Here is a 21,671-nt window from a genome sequence, read left to right as displayed (position 1 = left end):
TCAATTCCCTTCGATCAGGCGCAGGTAGGCGTCTTCGAGGGTGGGCCGCGTGACGGTCAGCTGAGCCAGTTCGCCGCCTCCGGAGGAAAGGCGGCGGATCAGCTCCGTGGGCCGGTCGGTCTGCTGCTCCCGAAGCACGTCGCCCTGCATCCAGCGCACGGTCGCGGCCGAAGCCACGTGCGCGGTCAGTCGGGCCGGGGAATCCAGCGCCGCCAGCCGTCCGTCCGCCACGACCGCCACCCGATCCGCCAGTGCGGCGGCTTCTTCCAGGTAGTGGGTGGTCAGCACAATGGTCGTGCCGTCGGAGGACAACAGCCGGATGAGATCCCAGAACTGTCGTCGCGCTTCGGGATCGAAGCCGGTGGTCGGCTCGTCCAGAAACAGCAGCTCCGGTCGGCCGATGATCCCCAGCGCCACATCCAGCCGGCGACGCTGCCCGCCGGACAGCGTCCGTACCCGCGAACCGGAGGTACTGGCGAGCCCGACCAGTTCCAGCAGTTCCCCCGACGTTCGCGCCGTGCCATAGCATTTCGCGAACATGTTCACGGTTTCCTGGACCGTCAGCATCCCGAAGTCACTGGTTTCCTGAAGGACGATCCCGATTCTGGCGCGCCAGCCGCGTCCCGCCGCACCGGGATCCTGCCCCAAGACGCTGACCCGTCCGGAGTCGCGTTTGCGGTGGCCTTCCAGGATTTCGATGGTCGTCGACTTTCCGGCACCGTTGGGACCGAGGATGGCGAAGATCTCGCCGTCATAGATGTCGAGGTCCAGGCCGTGCACGGCGCGCAGGCGCCCGTAGCTTTTGCACAGGCCCCGTACCTGCACCGCTGACGCCCGATCCGAGGTCATCGCCGTGCGCCGTCCATGTCCGGCCCGCCGGCCGGGGCATCGAGCTGGGCCAGCAACTCTCGCAGTTCGTCCTCCGAGAGGTCATCGACCACGCTGTCGACATCCTCGACGGGGATCTGCGCCGTTTCCGGCTCGGGCGTCCCGGTGGGAACATCACCGTGAATGGCGTGCAGCTCGGTGAGCACCCGGCCGGCAAGGCAGTCGACGCTGACTCCCCGGATGATCTCCAGCAGGGGTAGATCAATGGAGAACGTCTCGTTGATGCGTACCCGGAAGTCCATCGCCATCATGGAGTCCAAGCCGATGTCATCCAGCATTTCATTGGTCTCGAAGTCTGTTACCGCACAGTCGAACACGTCGGCGACCAGCTGTCGAACCGCGGTGGCGATGACGCCGAAACGCTCGCCTTCGGGGGTGTTGGCGAGGTCGGCCAGAATCGAGGAGTCCCCTTCGGCATCGTCACGACGGCCTTCGCCGGTCTCCAGATCGGCGAACATCTGCGGCGGCTGTCCGCTGAAACCGGCACGGCGAGCGCGATTCCAATCCGCGCTGATCGCGACGACGCTGGGAATCTGCTGGTTGATGAGCCGATCGAGAATCCGTACCCCCACCGAAGGCGCGATCAGATCGATTCCCCGCTGCGCGTAGATGTTCTCCAACTTCAGTTCCTCGACCATGCCCACCGACCACGGACCCCACCCGATGGTCAACGCCGGCAGGCCCTGCTCCCGCCGGTAGTGCGCGAAGGTGTCGAGAAATGCATTGGCGGCCGCATAGTTTCCCTGGCCCGGTGACGCGACGACTGAGCCGGCGGACCCGAACAGCACGAAGAACTCCAGGGCGTCGTCGCGCAGTGCATCGTGGAGCACTTGGGTGCCGACGATCTTGGGGGCCAGCACCGCGGCGAATTCGTCCTCGGCCATGTTGACCAGCAGGTGATCGTCGACGCTGCCCGCCGCATGCACCAGCCCGCGAATCGGGCGGCCGCCGCGGCCGAGGTGATCGGCGCGCCAGTCGGCCACCTGCCGGCAATCGGTGATGTCGACGCTGGCGGTCTCGATCTCTGCGCCGAGCTCTTCGATCGCCTCGAGCGCTCGGACCGTTGCGAAATGGGCCTCGGATTCGGTCAGCGCGGCCCAGCTCTCCCGCGGCGGTAGTGCAGTTCTGCTCAGCAACGTGATGTGCCGCGCTCCCCGCTGGGCGAGATAGCCGGCAACGAGACGTCCGAGCGCACCCACGCCGCCGGTGACGACGTACGTCGCATCGGCGCTGAGTTTGGTCGGAAACGGCGATGTCAGGCTGTGGCAGGGACGAAGGCGCGGGACGAAAGTGACTCCGCCGCGCAGCGCTATCTGGTCTTCGGAATCGGCGTCCAGCAGGTGATCGCAGATGCGGACAGCGGTTTGAGCCGGGTCATCGGCATCGTCGATATCGATCAAGCCGCCCCAGTTCTCGGCGAATTCCTGGTGCCCGATGACGCGGCCGAGGCCCCAGACGGGGGCCTGGGCGAACCCGGTGAGCCGGCTGCCGGCCACCGGCTGACAGTTGCCGGTGACCAGGTGCAGGCGTGCCGTCGTCGGCCGTGCCGCGAGCGCTTTGACGATGCGCAGGACGGCCAGCACGCCCAGCTGCAGATCCGGATCGTCCGCCGGCGCACCGGAGCGGTCCTTGGCGACCGCACCCGAACCGATGTCCAGGGGCCAGCAGTTGACGATGCCGGTGAGTTCGGCGGCGTCGTGGAGCTGGGCGAACAGCTGGTCCAGTTGTTCGGGGCTGCCGGGATCGATCTGGCAGCCGCCGGCGGCTTCGTGCAGCCCACCGCCACGCCGGTGCCCGACGGTGGCGACCCGGTGACCACGGCGGCGCAGCTCCTCGGTCAGGGCGTCCCCCACGCCTGAGTCATCGGTGAACACCAGCCACGACGACTCGCCGGCCGGCTCGGCCGCCTGCCGGTCCGGGGATTGGTCGGCCAAGCGCCAGTGCAGTTCGAGCAGTCCCCTGTCGATGCGCTCCAGTGACAGGCGGGATGCGACGCCCAGCGTCTGCACCGTGAAGCCGTTGAAAACGGCCAGCGGTGTCCCGATGTCATCGGTGACCGTGATGTCGCATTCGACCTCGTCTGTGGTCGCCGAGACGATCCGGGCGTGCACGCGCATCTGGTCTTCGGGGGCGCCGTAGATGGCGCAGTGCCGGATTCGGGAGGGCAGGAACGGCTCGTCGCCCGCCCTTTCGCCGAGGCCGGTGACGCCGAACAGGGTCTGGAACGCGCCGTCGACCAGGGCCGGGTGAAACCGGTAGTGGTCGATGTCGTCGATGATCGCCGGCGGGATGGCCAGTTCGGCGGCAGACCAGTCGTCGCCGGCCGCCACTTGTCGAACCGATCGGAACGCATCGCCGTAGGTGAAGCCGATCGACTGGGTCCGGGCGTAGAAGTCCTCATCGCCCAGCGTGATGAGCGGGTCGGGCTGTATGGAGAGGTCACGAAGTCGCGGCGAGACGGGGCGGATGTTGAGTTCGGCTGTGGCGGTGATGGTCCAGGCGGTGTCGCCGTTGGCCGTCGCGGTGAAGGCGGCGAACTCCAGCGTGCCGTCCTGCTCGTTCAGCGTGGTTCTCAGTATCGGATCGCAGGTTTCGTCGAGGATCACCGCGCGATGGAACACCAGGTTGTCCACGCTGCAGGTGGCGCCGTAGGTCTCGGCGGCGGCGGCCTGAGCCATCTCGACGTAGGCCGAACCGGGCAGGACGACGCTTCCCTGGACCCGGTGGTCGTTGAGAAACGGTGTGAGGACGGTGCTCAACTCGGCTTCCCACGTCGGGTGGACCGCACTGACCTTCTGCCCCAACAGGGGATGCACCGGTTGGTAGAACAGCGCCTCGGTCGCCTCCTGGGTTTCGGTCCAGAACCGTTTGGTCTGCCAGGGGTAGGAAGGGAGCTTGAGCAGGCGGTGCGCGCTGTCGGGGTGCAGCGCCGACCAGGCAACGTCGTGTCCCCGGCAGAACAGCGCGCCCACGCATTCCAGCAGTGCTCTGCCGGCATCCTGGCCGCGGCGCTGGCTCGCGGTGACCGAGATGTTCTGCTTGCCGGCGGTCTCGAAGATCGATCCGGCCAGCACCGGATGCGGGGCCAGTTCGACGAAGTGGGTGTATCCATCGTCGAGCATCCGGCGGATCGCCGGTTCGAAAAGCACCGTGGCGCGGGTGTTCTGCCACCAGTACGCGGCGCCGGCGTGGTAGCGGTCCAGCTTCTCCCCGGTGACCGTGGAGTACAACGGCAGCACCGCCGACTTCGACGACAACCCCTCGAACGCGCTGAACAGCTCGGCACGCACCGCGTCCATGTGGTGGGAGTGGTAGGGCACCTTCACCGAGAGGCGACGGTTGAAGACCGCGGCATCGTTGAGTTGCCGGGCGATCTCGTCGAGAACCTCGGTGTCGCCGGCGAGGGTCACCGCGAACGGGCTGTTGATCGCCGCCACCGAGACGCGCTGGTCCGCCAGCTCCGCACGGGTCGCCTCGTCGAGGGTTCGCATCAGGGTTTGCGCGTCCAGACCGACGGCGAGCATGCTGCCCGAGCCGCTCACCCGCTGCTGGAGCCGGCTGCGGTGATAGATCACGTGGATGGCCTGCTCGAAGGTGAGCAGGCCGGCGAGGTGGTGGGCCGCCACCTCGCCGGCGCTGTGGCCGACCACGGCGTCCGGGCTGATACCGAACTGGGCGAGCTGTTCGGCGAGGGCGACCTGGATGGCGAAGTTCGCCGGTTGCGCGAACTCGGTTTCGGTCATCCGGGTGTCGGCCTCGTCGCGCCGAAGCTCCTCGATCAGGGACCAGTCCGCGTACCGGGACAGTTCGCGGTCGCTGCGCTCGAGGCTGGCGGTGAACTCGGGGAACACGTCCATCAGCTCGCGGCACATCCCCCACCACTGGGGCCCCATGCCGCTGCACACGAAGGCCAGCTTGGGCGCCTCCTGGACGGCCCTGCCGGCGGAGACCTTGCTGTCCTCGGCCAGGCTCCGGAGCTGTTCGCGCGCTTCGGCAGCACTTGCTGCGATCAGCGTATGGCGATAGTTCAGGTGGGTGCGCCGCCCGCTGAGGGTGTAGGCCAGCTCCGGCAACGCGATGTCGGGATGGGTGTCGAGGTGGTCGGCCAGTCGGCCGGCCGCGGCAACCAGGGCGTCCTCGCTACGCGCGGATATCGGCAGGATGGTCAGCGGTAGCGCAGGACGCTCGCCGACCTGCGGTGCCGGGGCCGCGGCCGGCGGTTCGGCGAGTACGACGTGGGCGTTGGTGCCCCCGAATCCGAACGAGTTGACACCGGCGATGCGCCGTTCGCATTGCGGGAATGGTCTGCCCGTCGCCGGAATGTCTATCTTCAGGTCGGTCAGCGAGACGTGCCGAGTGGGTGTCCGCAGGTGCAGATGGGCCGGTATGTAGCCATGCTTGACCACCAGGGCCGCTTTGATGAGGCCGGCGACACCGGCGCCCGCTTCCAGGTGACCGATGTTGGTCTTGACCGAGCCGATCAGAAGTGGGGCCGTCGCAGGCCGTTCGATGGTCAATGCGGCTGCGAGAGCCTGCAATTCGATGGGGTCGCCCACGGGCGTGCCGGTGCCGTGCGCTTCGACGTAGCCGACGTCGGCCGGCTGCACGCCCGCTCGATCCAGTGCCGTCCGGATGGCGCATTCCTGGGCTTGGCCGCGGGGCACGGTGATGCCGTCGGTGTGGCCGTCCTGCGACACCGCGGTACCGAGGATCTGCGCATAGATCTCGTCGCCGTCGGCCAGTGCGTTGTTCAGCCGTTTGATCACGACGATCGCGGCGCCCTCGCCGCGCGCATAGCCGTCTGCGGCATCGTCGAAGGCCTTGGAACGCCCCTCCGGGCTCAGGAATCCACTCTTGGATTCGGCAATGGCGGTGTTGGGGCCGATCATCACATTGACGCCGCCCGCCAGCGCCAGCTCGCATTCGCCGTTCCAAATGCTTTGCGCCGCCAAGTGCACCGCCACCAGCGAGCTTGAGCATGCGGTGTCGATGGACATGCTCGGCCCGCGTAGGTCCAATGCGTAGGAGATGCGGTTGGCCAGCATCGTCATCATCATCCCGGTCGCCGAATGGGCCTTGAACCGGTAGCGACTCGCATGTCCCTGATTCTGGAGAAGCTGATAGTCCAACGTGAACCCGCCGACGAAGACGCCCACATCGGCACCGGCAACGTCACCGGCCGGTATTCCCGCGTCCTCAAGCGACTCCCACGCGGCGTGCAGCAGCAGACGTTGTTGGGGGTCCAGGGCGTGCGCCTCGCGGGGCGACATGCCGAAGAACTGTGCGTCGAATTGATCGATCTCACCCAGGAAGCCACCTCGCGCCGTGACCACCTTCCCGACCTTGGCCGGGCTCGGATCGTGGTATCGGGCTGCGTTCCACCGTGTTTCGGGGACTACGCAGGTCGCATCGGTCGCACTGTGCAACAGCTGCCAGAAGCGTTCGGCGGAATCGGCACCACCGGGAAACCGGCATCCGATCCCGACGATGGCCAACGGTTCACGGCGGTCGTCATCGTCTGGCAACTTCATCTCCTGTTCTCGCATAAGGTGCTTGGAGTACCCATCTGCCGGCGGGCCGGCGGCGAACGCGACCACCGGGGTCGTTAGGTCGGTTGCAGTTTCGGTGACGAGGTGACGATCCAGCCCTCACTGAGCGGATCGTCGCGCTGGCCGCGCCGGTAGGCCGAGCGCAACTCTCGGAGCAGCGGATCCTGTTGCCAGTTCTGCACCGTCGCCATGACGTTGTCGTCGTCGAACTCCAGCGACTTCTCCGCGATCACCGTCTCGGCGAGCTGTCCGGCCAGCCGGCGCAGCAACGCGGCATTCGCGTCGAACTGCTCCGCGAAGTTCCTGCTGGGTTCCATCATCGAAACGTGCAGCGAAACCATGAAATTCAGCGGAGCGTACAAGTCGACGAAGGGCACTGACGGGGTGCCGTCATCGATTTCCGCCCACTCCTGAAGAAACTTCTGGACCCGATTGCTCAGCGCGATGAGGCCGTTGAGGTGCGGGACGAACTCCGGGTCGTCGGCGATGCCGACGAAGCGGCCGTTGATGTAAAGCAGGCCGATGAATCCCCAGTAGAACGCGATATCCCAGATGATCTTCGCCGACATCACGGCGGGCCTGCCCATCAAGGCGTATTGCCCCTGGTACACCACCAGCCACATTTCGCCGAGCGATCGGAACACCGCGTCGCTGATCTGTGCACGCGCGACCACGTCTTGGCCGTCGAGATCGCGAGTGACCATGTCCGTGATCTGGCCGTTGCCGATCGCGACCAAGTCCAGTCCAGACGAATACAGCGGATCCAGGAAGATGCCGGCGTCCCCGGTCAGGCACCAGCGGTCGCGGCCGTCGAACACCTTGCTCGCGCCATGGCTGTACCTCTTCATGACCCGAAAATCCATGATCGCGCCGGTGTGCTCTTCCAGCACCTCGGCCAGTTGCGGCTCATGTGCGCGCAGCCACGCCTTGGCCTTGTCCAAGGTGTTGAAACCGTCGAACGGCTCGAAGTCGGGGTCTGCCACGATGCCGACGCTGGTGGCTCCCGACGGGAGACGGATGAGCCAGACCCAGTAGCCCGGGCCCATCAGGTGATTGGTGGACATCGCGCGGTCGCCCTCGCTCAGTCGCTGGCGCCAGGCCGGGTCATCGCTCCAGCGACCCACATCGATCTCCGTCGCGACACGGAACCAGGCGGCATTGCACTGGTGTGCATTGGGCCGCTGCAGTTCAAGCTGTCGGGGCAACAGCCGGTTGCGGCCCGAGGCGTCGACCACCCAGCGCGCCGTTGTCCGGGTAATCGCCTCGGCGTCCTGGATGGTGACCACGTGTAGGCCGTCCGGACCGGTGATCTGCACCGAGCGGACCCGTCCGCCGGCGAATCGAACACCCATGGCGGCGGCGCTGCGGGCGAGCTCGTTCTCCAACCTGCCGCGATCGATCTGGTAGGTCACCTGCGGGGCGTAGGTGGAGCTGCCCAGTTCCAGGCGCCTGGTGATGTCGGTGTTGCCGCCGTTCGAGAAGAACATGCGCAGACCCATCTTGCGGATCTGCCGGGATGTGAGGTGTTCGGTCAAGCCGAGGTGACGCAGGTAGTGCGCCGACACCTCCACGGTGGACTCGCCCACCGTGTGAGTGATCTCGGGAACCGGGTGGTCGGTCGGCCCGATGACGAGGATCCGGGTCTGCGGGCGAGCCCGGCGCAGCTCCAATGCCAGGGCAAGCGCGGAGACTCCATCACCGACGATGGCCACATCATGATCCGCCTTCTGGTGCTCGGACGCCGAAAGGCGGGCGCGGATGCGCCGGACGAGAGCCTCTCGCGTCTGTTCACTCAGGCCAGCGGCCTCCACGCGGGCGTCCACGTCTCACCTACCCGCACACCGGGCAGCGGATTCGTCGACAGGGGCAGGCGCCACAGTCATCGGTAGGGCATACATAGGAGTTATTCGGAGCCGCACCGCCGACGGTCGGGTTCGAGTGGCACCCAACTTTCGGCAAGTCCTGACCGGCGTGACCCGCCGACGGCCCGGTCCGGTCAGATCCCCTGCTCGCCGAGGCGCCGCAACTCCGCTCGAAGTCCGCGTACCCCGTCGTCGAGCAGACGGGTCACAGCTGGGCGCAGCACTGGCTCGATCCATCTCAACCAGCCCTGAAAGGCGAATGTCACCCGATAGCTGATCAGGCAGCCGTTCTGCTGCGCGGTGACGGTGATGGCGTCGCAGGAGATGACGGAGGTGTTCTCGCCGCGCAGGTCGATCGACTGGCCCGGCCGCAGCGCCGTGACGACATAGTCGATGGTGCTCACACGTCCGGCGAACCGGGACGTGTTTTGGTATCGGGTTCCCACCCCGCCGTCGCCGGAGACGCGCACTGTCCTGATGGTTCCTGGGTCCCACAGCTCGGTGGTGGTGAAATCGGCCAGGTACGCAAAGGCCACATCCGGCGCCACGTCACTGCTCACCTCGCGCTGCATGGTGATCATGAGTGCTCCTGCGGTGAGCCGCCTTCGACCCGACGATCAGCGGTCATTGCACCACCGGTCTCCGCGGCCGGACTTGGTGGTACGCGGCCCGCGGCGACGGCGATGTTGTTGACCATACCGGTGAATATGATGCCGTGAAACGGCATAAGTGAATACCAATACAGTTGTCCGGCAAGGCCTTTGGGGAAGAAGATCGCGCGCTGATGCAATCTGGTGGTGTGTGCGCCGCACGACTCGAGCCGCCATTCGAGCCAGGCACGGCCCGGGGTGCGCATCTCGGCGCGGAGCCGCAACAAATGCGGTCGCTCTATGCGTTCGACTCGCCAGAAGTCGAGGGCGTCACCGGTGTGCAGGACGTGTGGGTTGCGGCGGCCCCGAGCCAACCCGACTCCCCCGGTGAGTCGGTCCAGCCAGCCCCTGATCGTCCAGGCGAGCGGGAAGGAGTACCAGCCGTTCTCACCACCCACACCTTCGACGACCTGCCACACCTGCTCGACAGTGGCGTCGCAGTCGACGCTGCGATCGTCGGTGTAGACCACTTCCCCAGCCCAGCTGGGATCCGAAGGCAGAGTGTCGGCGGGGGCGCCGGTGACCGAAGCATCGGCCCAGGTGGTTTCCACATCACCGCTGTCGATGCGGCGTAGCGCGAGCGCAACGGCGTCTCGGTAGCGGGTCTTGCCGCCGGGTGGTGGCGCAATCACCGCATCGATGTCCTGCTCGGAAGCGACTGCGTCGGTGCTCAAGGACTCGATCAGGGCGCGGCCGATCCGGGGCGGGACAGGAGTCACCAGCCCGATCCACAGCCCGGCCAGTTTCGGTGTGAGGACCGGTAGGACAAGAATTCTGCGTCGGGGCAGCCCGGCGACGTCGGCATAGATCTGCATCATCTCGCCGTAGCGCAAGACATCGGGCCCACCGATGTCATAGGAGCGACTGCGCGGCAGCGGCATGGTCGCGGCGGCGACCAGGTAGTAGAGGACATCGCGGATCGCAATGGGCTGGATGCGGTTGTTGACCCAGCGCGGTGTGGTCATCACCGGCAGCCGATTGGTCAGGTGCCGAATCATCTCGAAGGACGCCGAGCCGGAACCGATCACCACTCCGGCCTGCAGTACCACGGTCGGCACATTGCAGTTGAGCAAGATTTCTCCGACCTGGCTGCGTGATCGCAGATGCGTGGACAACCGATCCGATTCCGCATGCAGGCCGCCGAGGTAGACGATGCGGCCCACTCCGGCCCGTTGGGCCGCGGCAGCGAGATTCTGCGCGCACTGACGCTCCGACTCGATGAATTCCCCCGGGTTTCCCATCGAGTGCACCAGGTAGTAGACGACGTCGATGTCGCGGCAGGCTTCGTCTAGGGAGTCCGGGTCGGTGAGGTCGCCGCGAACCACGTCGGCGTCCGCCGCCCACGGGACATCGCTGATCTTGTTGGGGTTGCGGACCAACACGCGCACCCGGTGGCCGGCTTCGACCAGGCGGGGCGCCAGGCGGCCCCCGATGTAGCCGGTTGCCCCGGTCACCAACACGTTCAACGGCTGGTCTGCGCGATCTGGCTCCGTGTGACGCCGCATAGCTGTGATTCGGAACCGCGGACGCCGTGGTCGGGTTTGCCGGCAGGATCGCCGACACCGATTGCACAACCGGCTTCTCCCAGTAGCGTCGAGGCATGAGTGTGGACTTCTCCAGCACCGTTGCCGCTCCGCGCGCGGAGGTCTTCGCATGGCATGAGCGGCCGGGCGCGTTCACCCGGCTGAGTCCGCCGTGGCAGCCGATGCACCTGGTCAGCGAGGCCGATTCGCTGCGCGACGGGACGGCCGTACTGGCTCTTCCCGGCGGACTCCGGTGGGTCGCCGAACACCAGCCCGACGGCTACGAACCGCCCGCGCGATTCGTCGACGCGCTCGGCGGGCACGGCCTGGCCACACTTCCCACCCGCGCGACGCTGAGTTGGACGCACACCCATGAGTTCGAGGATCTGGGCGACGGTCGGACGCGGGTGATCGACCACGTCGACACCCCGATCCCCGGGTCCTTGCTGCGGCCGATGTTCGTCTACCGGCATCGCCAGCTCGCCGATGACCTCGCCGCGCATCAGCGCGCCCGCCAGCACGGTCTCAAGCCCCTGACGGTGGCGGTCACCGGATCGTCGGGCCTCGTGGGCTCGGCCCTGACCGCATTTTTGAGCACGGGCGGCCATCAGGTGATCCGGCTGGTTCGGCATGCCGCATCCGATCCAGACCAGCGGCAGTGGAACCCCGAGGATCCGGACCATGATCTGCTGGCCGGTGTGGACGCGGTGATCCATCTGGCCGGCGAGTCGATCGCGGGGCGCTTCACCGCCGGGCACCGCCGTGCGATTCGCGACAGCAGAATCGGCCCCACCCGCAAACTTGCCGAGCTGGTGGCCCGCACCACCGAACAACCCGTGACTCTGGTGTGCGCCTCAGCGGTCGGTTCTTACGGCTATGACCGGCAAGACGAGATCCTCACCGAGGAAAGTGCGCGTGGCGACGGGTTTCTCGCCGACGTCGTCGCCGACTGGGAGGACGCACTCGCACCCGCCGAGCAGGCCGGAGCGCGCGTCGTGCGGATCCGCACCGGAATCGTCCAATCGCCCCGCGGCGGGACGCTGCGCCTCATGCGGCCGTTGTTCTCCGCAGGCCTCGGCGGCAAGCTGGGCGACGGCCGGCAGTGGCTGCCGTGGATCGGCATCGACGATCTGATCGATATCTATCATCGCGGCCTCTGGGATACCGAACTGTCCGGCGCCGTCAACGCCGTCGCGCCGAATCCGGTGCGCAACAGCGAATACACCACAACGCTGGGGCGGGTCCTGCACCGGCCCACGGTCCTTCCGGTACCGAGCCTGGGTCCGCGGCTGCTGCTGGGCGCGCAAGGTGCGCGCGAACTCGCCGGCGCGAGCCAGCGGGTCCTGCCCGCGCGTCTCAGCGCTGCCGATCACCGGTTCCGCCTGCCCGAGCTCGAACCGTTGCTGCGGCATCTGCTGGGCCGCGCCGCCGACCAAGAGCCGGCCCCCGCGTCTAGCGACGGCGGTTGAGTATCGCGATGTGCCCGCTCAACACGGTGGCGAAAGTGCACCACAAGGGGTAGAGCACCAGCGGTACCGCGCGCGCACCCCGCACAGCGATGGCCCGGCGCGCCAGATCGGCGCTGCTGGCCGCCAGCGCCGCGCTGACCACGGCCGAGGAGCCGAATCGCCGCCCTTTGAAGAACACCCACGACCAGCCCGCGTTGAGCAGCAGGTTGACGATCAGCGCGACGATGTAGGAGCGCTGTTTGCCCGACTCGCCGCGTGCGTGCAATTCGTCGATGGCGCTTGCCGAGACGACGGCGATGTCGGTGTAGAGCGCCGGCCAGACCACGGGGAAGACCTGCGGCGGCGGCTGATACGGGGGCTTGGAAAGACGCTCGTACCAATCGGCTTTGACCTCCGGCGTGGTCGCAGCAGATCCGGCGACGGCCGTGGCGGTTACCGCTGCGCCGGTTCCGAGCAGAGTGGAGATGCGCACGTTACTCCTTTGAAGGTCAGCTGTTTTTCGTGACAGATACCGCAATCTCGTTGCGGCGAAACATCGGAAGCGTCCAGGGCGGATCGTAGAACCATGCCTGCGGTGGCCCGGCTGGCTCAAATTCCGTGTCTTTCAAGGCGTTCAGCAACTTGGCGCGGTGCGACTCGACGGCACGGCGTCCGCGATCGCCGGAAAACCGGTACACCGCGACGGTCTCGGCAGGCACCCGGGCCAGCTGCACCGCCGGATTGTCGGGCTCCGGCGCCGTTTCCAGGCTGACGTCGGCCGGCAGAAAGAAGCGGATCACCCATTGCCCCGGGGCAGTGGATTGCTGGGCCACCGGGGCCGTCATGGCGATGCGCTCGCCTGCGGCAGTCCCTTGAGCAACGGGGGCGGTCATCGCCAATTTCGTCCGCGAGCGGTTGCGCCCGAAAATGTAGCCGGCTAGCCGGCGAAAGCCGACGTTGCGGACCGACTCCTCATCACCGGTGACGACCGTCTGCGCCACGACGCGTTCGTGGTAGCGCCGGATTTCGACAGAACCCAGTCGCTGCTCCACGGTGTGGTCGGGCTCCTCAGTGCCCGATCGGCACCCCACCACCGACCCGACGGCCTCGAAGGCCGCACCGATCATCCCGAACGGCCCACTCATAGCGGCCGCTGCCTTTGATTACTCAACGTGGCCCCCTCCGCGTCGTCTCCCCTAGAGCTTCCACTGTAGCTCGCCCCGGGGTAGTAGTTCAATTAGTTAACTATTCAATCGGTGAATTATCAGATGGACGGCGGGGGTGCCGTGCTAGCCGCTGATCCGCTGGTAGCGGCGCAGCGCCTCCGCCCGTTCTTCGCGGTGATCCACCAGCGGTTTGGGGTAACCCGGCGGCGCCGCCCCCCGCACCAGGTGCGGATCGGCGACGTCGGCGAGCTCGGGCACCCAGCGGCGAATGTAGTCGCCGTCCGGATCGAACTTGCGTCCCTGCAGCGTCGGGTTGAACACCCGGAAGTAGGGCGCCGCATCGGTTCCGCAGCCTGCGCACCACTGCCAGCCGTGCTGGTTATTAGCCATATCCCCGTCGAGCAGCTGGTCCAGAAACCACCGGGCGCCCCATTGCCAGGGCAGGTGCAGGTCCTTGACCAGGAACGAGGCGGCGATCATGCGGACCCGGTTGTGCATGAACCCGGTGGCGAGCAGCTCACGCATGCCCGCGTCGACGATGGGAAAGCCCGTCTGGCCCGCTTTCCAGCGCTCGAACCGGCGGCACGCCTCGGTATCGGTATCGGTCTGGATGCCGTCGAACTCGCGATTCCAGTTGGCCCACAAACTGCCCGGCCAGCGATACAGCACCGCGGCGTAGAAGTCCCGGAAGGCCAGCTGCCGCAGATAGGCGACGGCCCCCGGATTCGCTGGGTTGAGATCGGCGGCCATGGTGCGGGGGTGGATGGTGCCGAATTTCAGGTGGGCCGACATCCGGCTTGACCCGTCGCGGTCGGGCCGATCGCGATCCTGGGCGTACCGGTGCAGCTCACCGGCCACAAAGGCCGCCCAGTGCTCGCGCGCGGCAGCCTCCCCCGCCGGAAAATCAGCGCGCCCACCGAATTCCGGGATCTCCACCGGGAACGCTGTCTTGCCGGGCAGGTCCAGCGGATCGATCCAGTGCACCGGCGGCAAGCCGGCCGGGCGGCGCCAGCCGTGTTCACGCCACCGGCGAAAGAACGGGGTGAATACCCGGTAGGGGGTGCCGTCGTCTTTGCAGACCCGCCCCGGGGAGACCAGGTACGGCGATCCGGTGGCGACCAGGGGGACCTCGCCGAGCGCGGCGGCCACCTGCGCGTCGCGACGCCGGCCGTACGGCGTGAAGTCCTCCGACACATGCACAGCCGTAGCCCCGAGTTCGGCGGCGATTCGCGGGATCCGCTCCTGCGGGGATCCGCGGGTCACCAACAGCCGGCCGCCCAGGTCCTCGCGAAGGCTCCGCAGGCACTGGGCCAGGTACTGGAGCCGGCGTTGCCCCGCGGAGGCCTCAAGGCGTGGGTCCAGGACGAAACAGGCGAGCACCTCCGCGTCGTGCGCGAGCGCCGCCGACAGTGACGGCAGGTCGCCGACGCGCAGATCACGGCGGTACCACAGCAGGGCCGGCATCTGCCCATCTTGCCCCGCGAATCAGCGCAGCGCGCCGTCCGATGGACCGGACACCCCCGTCAATCCAGTTCGGACTGGAACTGCCGCATCGCCGCGATCAGGGCGGTGAAGACGCGATGGGCGGTCTGGAGGTCGGCATCGGAGATCTCCGCCAGCGCTTGATGCGTGTGCGCCTGCAACGGCGCGAAAAACGCGCGGGCGGTGTCCAAACCCAGCTCGGCATAGCGCAACGTGACCTTGCGCCGATCGGATGCATGCGCCTCACGCCGCACGTGACCGGACGCGATGAGACGGTCGACGAGATAGGTGATGGCCGCACCCGAGAGTCCCAGCCGTTGACGCAGCTCACCGGGACTGATTGGGGTTCCGGCAGTCTCGGCGACCATGATGTGCAGCAGGGCACGGAAGTCGGTCGGGCGCACGTCGTGGGAGCCGGCGAAACGCTGCGAGATGTGTTCGGATTCGGCGGCCAGCTCCCGCAGATCAGCCGACATCAGCCACTCAAGCGCGGCTCGGCCAGCGGCGTCCTCATCGGGTCTCATGACAGTTGACAACGATATCGCCGAGCGGGGCCGCTCCGCATCGCCGCAGTCACGCCGGCGACAACGGCAGCCGAAGCGCGCCGGGGGCACTGGCGGGCACCGCCGGGTTGCGCGGTGCCACCGGTGCGATGCGCCGGTAGGGCTGCCCCAGCGGCGGCCGGGGATCCGGGTCTCCGTTGTTGGGCCACAACGCCATCGCCCGTTCAGCCTGCGCGGTGATGGTGAACGAGGGGTTCACCCCCAGGTTGGCGGTGATCGCCGACCCGTCCACGATGTGCAGACCGGGGTGCCCGTAGGTCCGCTGGTAGGGGTCGATGACACCGGAGTCCGCCGAGTCCCCGATCGGGCAGCCGCCGATGAAATGCGCCGTCAGCGGGATGTTGAGCGCGTCGAGGTAGGTTCCGCCGGCCATCCCGCCGACCTTCTCGGCCATCCGGCGCGCCACGTCATGAGCCAGCGGAATCCAGTCTGGGTTTGGTTCGCCCACACCCTGTTTCGCCGTCATGCGCGTGCCGAACAGGCCGCGTTTGCGGTAGGTGGTCAGCGAGTTGTCCAGTGACTGCATCACCAGCACGATGATCGAATGCGCCGAGGCATTACGGGGGAACATGCTGTGCAGCAGCATCATCGGATGGCGTGCGATGGTCAGCATCAACCGGGCGAAGCGCCACGGACCGCCGTCGATCAGGTGGGTGCCCATCATCGACAGCAGATTGGATCCCTTGCCGTAGCGGCACACCTCCACGTGGGTGTTGACCTCGGGGTGGATCGACGAGGTAATCGCCACACCCTGAGCGAAGTCGTCACGGTCGGGGGTGAACACCACCGGTACCTCTTCGGAGTTGGTGCGGGTCAGCTCACCCAGGCGCGGCGACAGGTGCGGCAGCGACCCGGTGTCGCGCAGCTTGTGCAACAGGCGCTGGGTGCCCAGTGCGGCCGCGGCGAACACCACCTGACCCGCGGTGAAATCGCGCCGCGCCTTGCGCACCCACCGGCCGGTGCGCACGGTGCTGACCACGTAGCCCTCGCCGGACGGGCGCACATCGGTGACCGTGGTCATCGCATGGATCTGGGCGCCGGCGCGCTCGGCCAGATACAGGTAGTTGGTCTCGGTGGTGTTCTTGGCGTTGTGCGGGCACCCGGTGAAGCACTGGGCACAGCCGATACATCCGGCGCGCTCGGGACCCGCCCCGCCGAAGAACGGATCCGCGACGGTCTTACCCGGTTCGTCGCCGAAGAACACGCCCACGTTGGTGGGGTGATAGGTGTCTTCGACGCCCAGATCGCGGGCCACCGCCCGCAACACCTCGTCTGCCGGGGTGGTGTGCGGGGTGGGGGTCACCCCCAGCATCCGGCGGGCCTGTTCGTAATACGGCGCCAGCTCCGCGCGCCAATCGGTGATGTGCGCCCACTGCGGGTCGGTGAAGAACCGCTCCAGCGGTTCGTAGAGGGTGTTGCCGTAGATCAACGATCCGCCGCCGACGCCGACGGCGCTGGCGATGAACGTCTTACCCAGCACCGTCAGACGTTGGGGTCCGAAGCATCCCAGTTTCGGCGCCCACATCGCTTTGCGGACGTGCCAATTGTTGGGCGGGAAGTCGGTGGGCGCCCACCGGCGCCCCATATCCAACACCGCGACGCGATAACCCTTCTCGGTCAGGCGCAACGCCGCCACGCTGCCGCCGAAACCCGAGCCGATCACCACAACGTCGTAGTCATAGGTCATGGGCGGCTCAACACCTCGGCGTCCCGGCGTGCGGGCACCAGCAGCACAAGCGACACCACCGCGAGCAGGCTCAGGCCCACCGCGTTGAGCACCGCGTCGCGCGCACCGTACATGTGCAGCATGCCCAAGTGGTAGATCAGGTGCAGCACATTGAAAGTCGACCAGCTCAGCCCCGCGATCACCACCACGGCGCGGTTGCTCAGGTAGTAGAGCGCCGCGGCACTGAGCACGCCCAGCCCCAGCAACGCCGAGCCCACGTCCTTCACCAGATGCTCGTTGTAGGGGCCGAGCACCGGCAACCACGTCATCCCCATCCCGGGAAACGTCTCGTACCAGTGCAGCGGAGCCGCGTAGGCCCACAGGCCCAAGCCGAAACCGAAGAACGTCAGGAAGCTCAGAGCGAGGCGATGCACGGTGCGGTTCACGGCCGGGTCACCTTTCTTCCGGGGGCAACGCGGCCAGCCACTCGGCGTAGGTCTGCTTGCCCCGCGGGCCGGGCCCGGTGGGCAACAGGCCACCGTGGGCCATGGCTTTTCCGGCGGCGCCGGGTACCGGCAGCGGAATCACCGGCCGGTGCCGGCCACGGTGCCGGATGAGCTGCCGGGCCATGTCGACAACCGATTCGACGCGCGGCCCGGCAATCTCGGGCGCCATCTGCTGCGGTGCCCCGACTGCCAGCTCGCACAGGTGGACAGCCACCTCGCTGACGGCAATGGGCTGCGACTGCATTCTGGGGACCAGCGCCACAGGCCCTGGGACCTGATTCAGGACCTGGTCGGCGAATTCGTGAAACTGGGTGGCCCGCAGGATGGTCCACGCGATGGGGCCGGCCTTGACCAATTCCTCCTGGTGCAGCTTGCCCTGGTAGTAGCCCGTGTGTACCCGGTCGACTCCGACGATCGACAGCACCACATGGTGGCCGACGCCGTTGCGCTGCGCGGCAGCCAGCAGATTTGCCGTCGCCGTACCAAAGGACGCCCGCGCCTTCTTGGCGTTCATGGCCGCGAAGTCGCTGACGTCGATGACGGTCTCGACGCCCTCGAGTGCAGCAACGACTCCGGTGTTGGCCAGCAGGTCGACCCCGTGCGCGCGGGCCAGGATCACCGGATCGTGGCCCTGGCCGCGAAGATGCTCGACGACTTTGCGCCCGGTCTTGCCTGTTCCGCCGGCGACGGCGATCTTCACGAGTGCTCCCTTCCCGCCGGAGCGGATGTGGCGGCGTCGGCGCGGGGCGCCCCGGCCGCCGAGAACCGGGCAAGAGTGCCTGGTCGGTCGAGTATTACCACGATTGCGCCGGTTGCCTGCGGCTTTTTCGATTCCGGTGGCCCGCGCGTACCGATGTCCCCCAACCAGCGCGCTCGCGCCGGCCGGCGTGAGCCCAGATTCCGCGGGCCCCCGATCGGCGATTACCATGAGACGGCCCCGCGGGTTGTCTACACCTAGCTTTGTCGAGGTCCCCCGCCCCCGTAGCTCAGGGGATAGAGCACGGCTCTCCTAAAGCCGGTGTCGCAGGTTCGAATCCTGCCGGGGGCACCAGAGGTATCGCCGCGGATCAGCCGCCGAACAGATCGGCGAGATCGAAGCTCGGTGTGGAGGCGATCAACTCCGCCATGTTCGCCCACTGCTCGGCCGCGCGCTCGCTCAGTGCGGTCGGCCAGTCGTCGTTCGCGGTCAAGATCACCGTGGCCAGATCGTCACGGGCGTTGAGCAGCCCGGCCATCAGGCTGGTGTTGGGATCGAAGAGCACCCCGTTGATGGCCGGAAGCAGCAGCTGGGGCATCACCACCGACAGGGCGGTCTGCGCCAGGAACAGTGAGACGGGCAGGTTGATGTTGCTGGCCAGCAGCGGCAACGCATTCCACACCGCGGTCAGGCTTTCCATCGGGTTGTCCATGGCGCTGCGCAGCACGGCGTCCCAGTCCGGGCTCAGCGCTTCGGTGAACCGCAGCGCCATCGGGGTGAACGGCTGCTCGCCGAACACGTCGCCGTAGTTCTCCTCGCCCATCAGGGCTTGCAGGGAGTTCATCAGCAGGTTCTGCAGCACCCAGTCCGGCTGGGCGTTCATCCGGGACAGGTCCAGTCCGTAGCCGTAGGACAACACCCGCTGCGTCATGTCGGCGGCGAATTCCTCGGGGCTGACGGTCGGGGTGCCGGCGGGCAGATACTGGGCGAGGTCGCTGATCGGCACCACCTGCGCGCTCACGCTCTGGCCCAACGCGTTTGCGGGGTCGGCGACGTGCTCGAAACGGGCGAAGATCTCGCCCCGGGACAGGCCCCCGGTGTCCAGCCAGTTCGCCACGCCCGGGTTGGTGCCGCTGACGACGTAGTAGGTGTAGCCGTCGTCGGCGTGAAAAGTGGTGGTGTGGTTCAAGGTGGTCTGCGCCATGACGTAGGGCAGCGCCCCGCCGTAGACGTTCATCAGCTGGATGCCGCTGTAGGCCGACTCCAGGCTCGGAATCTTGATGACCAGCGCCTCATCGGAGTCCAGGTCGAAGTTGCCGCCGGTGACGACCGCGCTGGCCAGACCGGCGCCGTAGCTGGTCTGCGGGCCCAGATCATGCATGGTGTTGGCGGGAATGTTCATGCCCACCGACGCCCCGCCCTCGATGGCACGGGCGTTGAAGGGGCCGACGATCTGGGCGAAGGCGCTGAACAGCATGGTCAGTACGTCGTCGACCGAGCCCAGCCCGCCGGAGCCGGCCAGTGTGGTGGCCACCGGATCGTCGGTCGGGAAGAACCCGCCCTCGGGGATGGCGAAGAACGGCGGGCAGTCGGCGACACATTGGATGGTGATGGCGCCGGGGCCCTTGGCCCAGTCGCCGAGGATGTCGCGGATCAGCAGCGTCGCGGCACCGCCGACGGTGGCGTCGGTCGTGTCCATGAAGTTCAGCGCACCGGCCGGTGCCTCCGGCCCGATGTAGACGGTGAAGCTGCCGTCGGGGTTGAGCACCAGTCCCTCGTTGAGCTCCAGATCCTCGATGGCCTGCGCCGTGCCGCCGGTGACGGCCTGGGTGCTGATCGCGAAGTGCTCGGTGCCATCCCCGACGGTGCCGTGCAGCACGTAGGTGGCGCCCGGCGCCAGCCCGGCGGTCACCCGGTAGTAGATGTCCGGGGTGAAGAAGTCGAAGTACTGCCGGGGCTCGGTGGCATTGCCCGCGATGACCTCCGGCGACTGGAAGAACACGCCGTTGAACAGATTCGTCACGCGCGACAGCCCGGCACTGAGCAACTGGTAGTTGGTGTTTCGGATCATCTCCATGACGTTGTCTTCGCTGCCGGGGATCGCGTAGGGCAGTGCCATGTCGTACTCGACGGTCTGCCTCATGACCTCCAGCAGCGCGTCGATCGCCGGCTGGAACCCGTCGGTGGCCGTCAACGCGACCGCGGGCGAGGCGGCGGTGGCGTGGGCCTGCGGAGCGCCCACCACCAGCGACAGCGCGGTGCCCACGGCCGCGGCGGCCATGCCGTAGCGGCGCGTCCGGCCTGCACCGCCCGCCGCCCCGTTTCCGGTCAGCTCCACGACCACTCCCCCGCTCTCGCTCATGGTTTTCTCTTTTTACTCACGGTGAATTTTTATTTTGGACGATACGTCCGGTCCTCAGGGGTTGCAATAGCCGCAATGCGCATTTCGCCATCAGGTCGGCAATCCCATGCCGACGCCCGCCCGGGCCGACGGGTAGGTTGCGCTGCATGTCCAAACGATGGCTTTGCGCGTTCGGGATGGCGGCGACGGCGCTGACCGTGTCCGGCTGCGCCCTGACGGTGACCCAGGCCGGACCGCACCCACTGGCGAACCAGACCCCGCGCAGCACCCCCAACGGCATGGTCTTGGTGTCGCCGGACAATTTCGTGCGGGCCATCAGCGACCAGGAGTTCACCAACGTCGTCAACGAGAACGGTTTCGGCCGTTTTTTCCACATGCGCGAAGTCACGCCGATCGACCGGCAATTGGTGGTGCGACCCAACCGGGACACGCTGTATTCGGCGGCGGTGTTCGACCTGCAGGCCGGCCCGGTAACCCTGACCCTGCCCGATGCCGGGCAGCGCTACATGTCGGCGCAGGTGATCAATCAGGACGAGTACGTCACCGACATCTTCTACGGGGGCGGCCAGCACACCCTGGATGAGGAGCGCGTGGGCACCCGCTACGTCTTGGTGGCCGTGCGCACCCTGGCCGACCCCGGCGACACCGCGGACCTGGCCGCAGCACACCGGCTGCAGGACGCGATCACGGTGCGCCAAGCCAACGTCGGCAGCTTCGAAGTACCCCGGTGGGATCCGGTCAGCCAGAAGAAGGTCAACGACGCCCTGCTGGACCTGGCCGAGACCCTGCCCGACACTCGGGGCATGTTCGGCACCCAGGCCGACACCGACCCGGTGCGGCATCTGATCGGCGCGGCCGCCGGATGGGGCGGCAATCCCGAGACCGAGGCGCTGTACCTCAACGTCAGGCCGGCCCGCAACGACGGCAACACGGTGTACCGCCTGACGGTCAAAGACGTTCCGGTGAAGGGCTTCTGGTCGGTCACCGTCTACAACAAGAACGGCTACCTCACCGAGAACCCGCAGCAGGCGTACTCGGTCAACAACATCACCGCCGCAAAGGCGGCGGACGGATCGGTGACCGTGCAGTTCGGTGACTGTTCGGCCGGGGACGCCAACTGTCTGCCGATCACCCCGGGCTGGAACTACACCGTCCGGCTCTACCAGCCGGAAAACGACATCCTTTCCGGCAAGTGGGTGTTCCCGGTGGCGCAACAGGATGAGTCGGCGGACAGCGAGACCCGCTCCCCGTCGCCGGCACCGCCACGCCCGCCGCGCTGACCGCAGAGCCCGACATTCGGCGTGGCCGG

At 67.3% G+C, this 21,671-nt stretch carries 15 protein-coding genes and 1 tRNA gene; 3 read left to right on the top strand and 13 right to left on the bottom strand.

From position 1 onward, the window contains the following. From AWC02_RS08365 to AWC02_RS08345, 5 genes are all read right to left on the bottom strand, one after another. Entirely contained in the window at positions 1-849 is an 849-nt protein-coding gene (locus AWC02_RS08365; RefSeq protein WP_085128316.1) for an ABC transporter ATP-binding protein, read from the bottom strand. Further along, the gene (locus tag AWC02_RS08360) at positions 846-6,419 is read right to left on the bottom strand and encodes a type I polyketide synthase (RefSeq protein ID WP_085128360.1); all 5,574 of its coding nucleotides are present in this window, start codon (positions 6,417-6,419) and stop codon (positions 846-848) included. The genes AWC02_RS08365 and AWC02_RS08360 overlap by 4 nt, the downstream gene beginning before the upstream one ends. 74 nt (positions 6,420-6,493) lie before the next feature. Further along, a complete protein-coding gene (locus AWC02_RS08355; RefSeq protein WP_085128315.1) occupies positions 6,494-8,260 on the bottom strand; it encodes an NAD(P)/FAD-dependent oxidoreductase in 1,767 nt (588 codons plus the stop codon). A 173-nt stretch (positions 8,261-8,433) separates the two neighbouring features. Next, the gene (locus AWC02_RS08350) at positions 8,434-8,880 is read right to left on the bottom strand and encodes an SRPBCC family protein (protein ID WP_085128314.1); all 447 of its coding nucleotides are present in this window, start codon (positions 8,878-8,880) and stop codon (positions 8,434-8,436) included. Further along, positions 8,877-10,454, bottom strand: a complete 1,578-nt coding sequence (locus tag AWC02_RS08345; RefSeq protein WP_085128313.1) for an SDR family oxidoreductase — start codon at positions 10,452-10,454, stop codon at positions 8,877-8,879. Before AWC02_RS08345 ends, AWC02_RS08350 begins: the two co-directional genes overlap by 4 nt. 95 nt (positions 10,455-10,549) lie before the next feature. Here AWC02_RS08345 and AWC02_RS08340 point away from each other — a divergent pair, with 95 nt between their 5' ends. Then, a complete protein-coding gene (locus tag AWC02_RS08340; protein WP_085128312.1) occupies positions 10,550-11,941 on the top strand; it encodes a TIGR01777 family oxidoreductase in 1,392 nt (463 codons plus the stop codon). Here AWC02_RS08340 and AWC02_RS08335 read toward each other — a convergent pair. The 7 genes from AWC02_RS08335 to AWC02_RS08305 form a co-directional block, all read right to left on the bottom strand. Then, complete coding sequence (locus AWC02_RS08335; RefSeq protein WP_085128311.1) at positions 11,925-12,413, bottom strand: TspO/MBR family protein; 489 nt, start codon at positions 12,411-12,413, stop codon at positions 11,925-11,927. The genes AWC02_RS08340 and AWC02_RS08335 overlap by 17 nt on opposite strands. 16 nt (positions 12,414-12,429) lie before the next feature. Next, positions 12,430-13,065 carry an SOUL family heme-binding protein gene (locus AWC02_RS08330; protein WP_085128310.1) on the bottom strand — a complete coding sequence of 212 codons (636 nt, stop codon included), beginning with the start codon at positions 13,063-13,065 and terminating at the stop codon, positions 12,430-12,432. Positions 13,066-13,209: 144 nt separating this feature from the next. Then, positions 13,210-14,550: a cryptochrome/photolyase family protein gene (locus tag AWC02_RS08325; protein WP_085128309.1), complete on the bottom strand. Its 1,341-nt coding sequence runs from the start codon at positions 14,548-14,550 to the stop codon at positions 13,210-13,212. A gap of 59 nt (positions 14,551-14,609) precedes the next feature. Next, complete coding sequence (locus AWC02_RS08320) at positions 14,610-15,044, bottom strand: MarR family winged helix-turn-helix transcriptional regulator (RefSeq protein ID WP_237160388.1); 435 nt, start codon at positions 15,042-15,044, stop codon at positions 14,610-14,612. 97 nt (positions 15,045-15,141) lie between these two features. Then, positions 15,142-16,818: a GMC oxidoreductase gene (locus tag AWC02_RS08315; RefSeq protein ID WP_085128307.1), complete on the bottom strand. Its 1,677-nt coding sequence runs from the start codon at positions 16,816-16,818 to the stop codon at positions 15,142-15,144. Continuing rightward, complete coding sequence (locus AWC02_RS08310; RefSeq protein ID WP_085128306.1) at positions 16,815-17,243, bottom strand: hypothetical protein; 429 nt, start codon at positions 17,241-17,243, stop codon at positions 16,815-16,817. Before AWC02_RS08310 ends, AWC02_RS08315 begins: the two co-directional genes overlap by 4 nt. Positions 17,244-17,250: 7 nt before the next feature. Beyond that, the gene (locus AWC02_RS08305; protein ID WP_085128305.1) at positions 17,251-18,003 is read right to left on the bottom strand and encodes an SDR family oxidoreductase; all 753 of its coding nucleotides are present in this window, start codon (positions 18,001-18,003) and stop codon (positions 17,251-17,253) included. 275 nt (positions 18,004-18,278) lie between these two features. On the opposite strand from AWC02_RS08305, the gene AWC02_RS08300 reads away from it, so the two are divergent. After that, positions 18,279-18,354, top strand: a tRNA-Arg gene (locus AWC02_RS08300). A gap of 16 nt (positions 18,355-18,370) precedes the next feature. Here AWC02_RS08300 and AWC02_RS08295 read toward each other — a convergent pair. Beyond that, positions 18,371-20,362 carry a DUF1214 domain-containing protein gene (locus tag AWC02_RS08295; RefSeq protein WP_237160387.1) on the bottom strand — a complete coding sequence of 664 codons (1,992 nt, stop codon included), beginning with the start codon at positions 20,360-20,362 and terminating at the stop codon, positions 18,371-18,373. Positions 20,363-20,649: 287 nt separating this feature from the next. Between AWC02_RS08295 and AWC02_RS08290 the strand changes: the two genes are divergently transcribed. Beyond that, a complete protein-coding gene (locus AWC02_RS08290) occupies positions 20,650-21,642 on the top strand; it encodes a DUF1254 domain-containing protein (protein WP_085128358.1) in 993 nt (330 codons plus the stop codon). The last annotated feature ends 29 nt before the right edge of the window (positions 21,643-21,671 follow it).

The organism is Mycolicibacter engbaekii (assembly GCF_002101585.1).
Classification (GTDB): domain Bacteria; phylum Actinomycetota; class Actinomycetes; order Mycobacteriales; family Mycobacteriaceae; genus Mycobacterium; species Mycobacterium engbaekii.
This window is presented reverse-complemented; position numbering and strand designations above follow the sequence as displayed.

Coding starts and splice junctions, on each gene's coding strand:
- AWC02_RS08295 (WP_237160387.1), bottom strand. CDS start 20,362: ATGAGCGAGAGCGGGGGAGTGGTCGTGGAGCTGACCGGAAACGGGGCG.
- AWC02_RS08340 (WP_085128312.1), top strand. CDS start 10,550: ATGAGTGTGGACTTCTCCAGCACCGTTGCCGCTCCGCGCGCGGAGGTC.
- AWC02_RS08345 (WP_085128313.1), bottom strand. CDS start 10,454: ATGCGGCGTCACACGGAGCCAGATCGCGCAGACCAGCCGTTGAACGTG.
- AWC02_RS08360 (WP_085128360.1), bottom strand. CDS start 6,419: ATGAAGTTGCCAGACGATGACGACCGCCGTGAACCGTTGGCCATCGTC.
- AWC02_RS08330 (WP_085128310.1), bottom strand. CDS start 13,065: ATGAGTGGGCCGTTCGGGATGATCGGTGCGGCCTTCGAGGCCGTCGGG.
- AWC02_RS08325 (WP_085128309.1), bottom strand. CDS start 14,550: ATGCCGGCCCTGCTGTGGTACCGCCGTGATCTGCGCGTCGGCGACCTG.
- AWC02_RS08350 (WP_085128314.1), bottom strand. CDS start 8,880: ATGATCACCATGCAGCGCGAGGTGAGCAGTGACGTGGCGCCGGATGTG.
- AWC02_RS08315 (WP_085128307.1), bottom strand. CDS start 16,818: ATGACCTATGACTACGACGTTGTGGTGATCGGCTCGGGTTTCGGCGGC.
- AWC02_RS08320 (WP_237160388.1), bottom strand. CDS start 15,044: ATGTCGGCTGATCTGCGGGAGCTGGCCGCCGAATCCGAACACATCTCG.
- AWC02_RS08365 (WP_085128316.1), bottom strand. CDS start 849: ATGACCTCGGATCGGGCGTCAGCGGTGCAGGTACGGGGCCTGTGCAAA.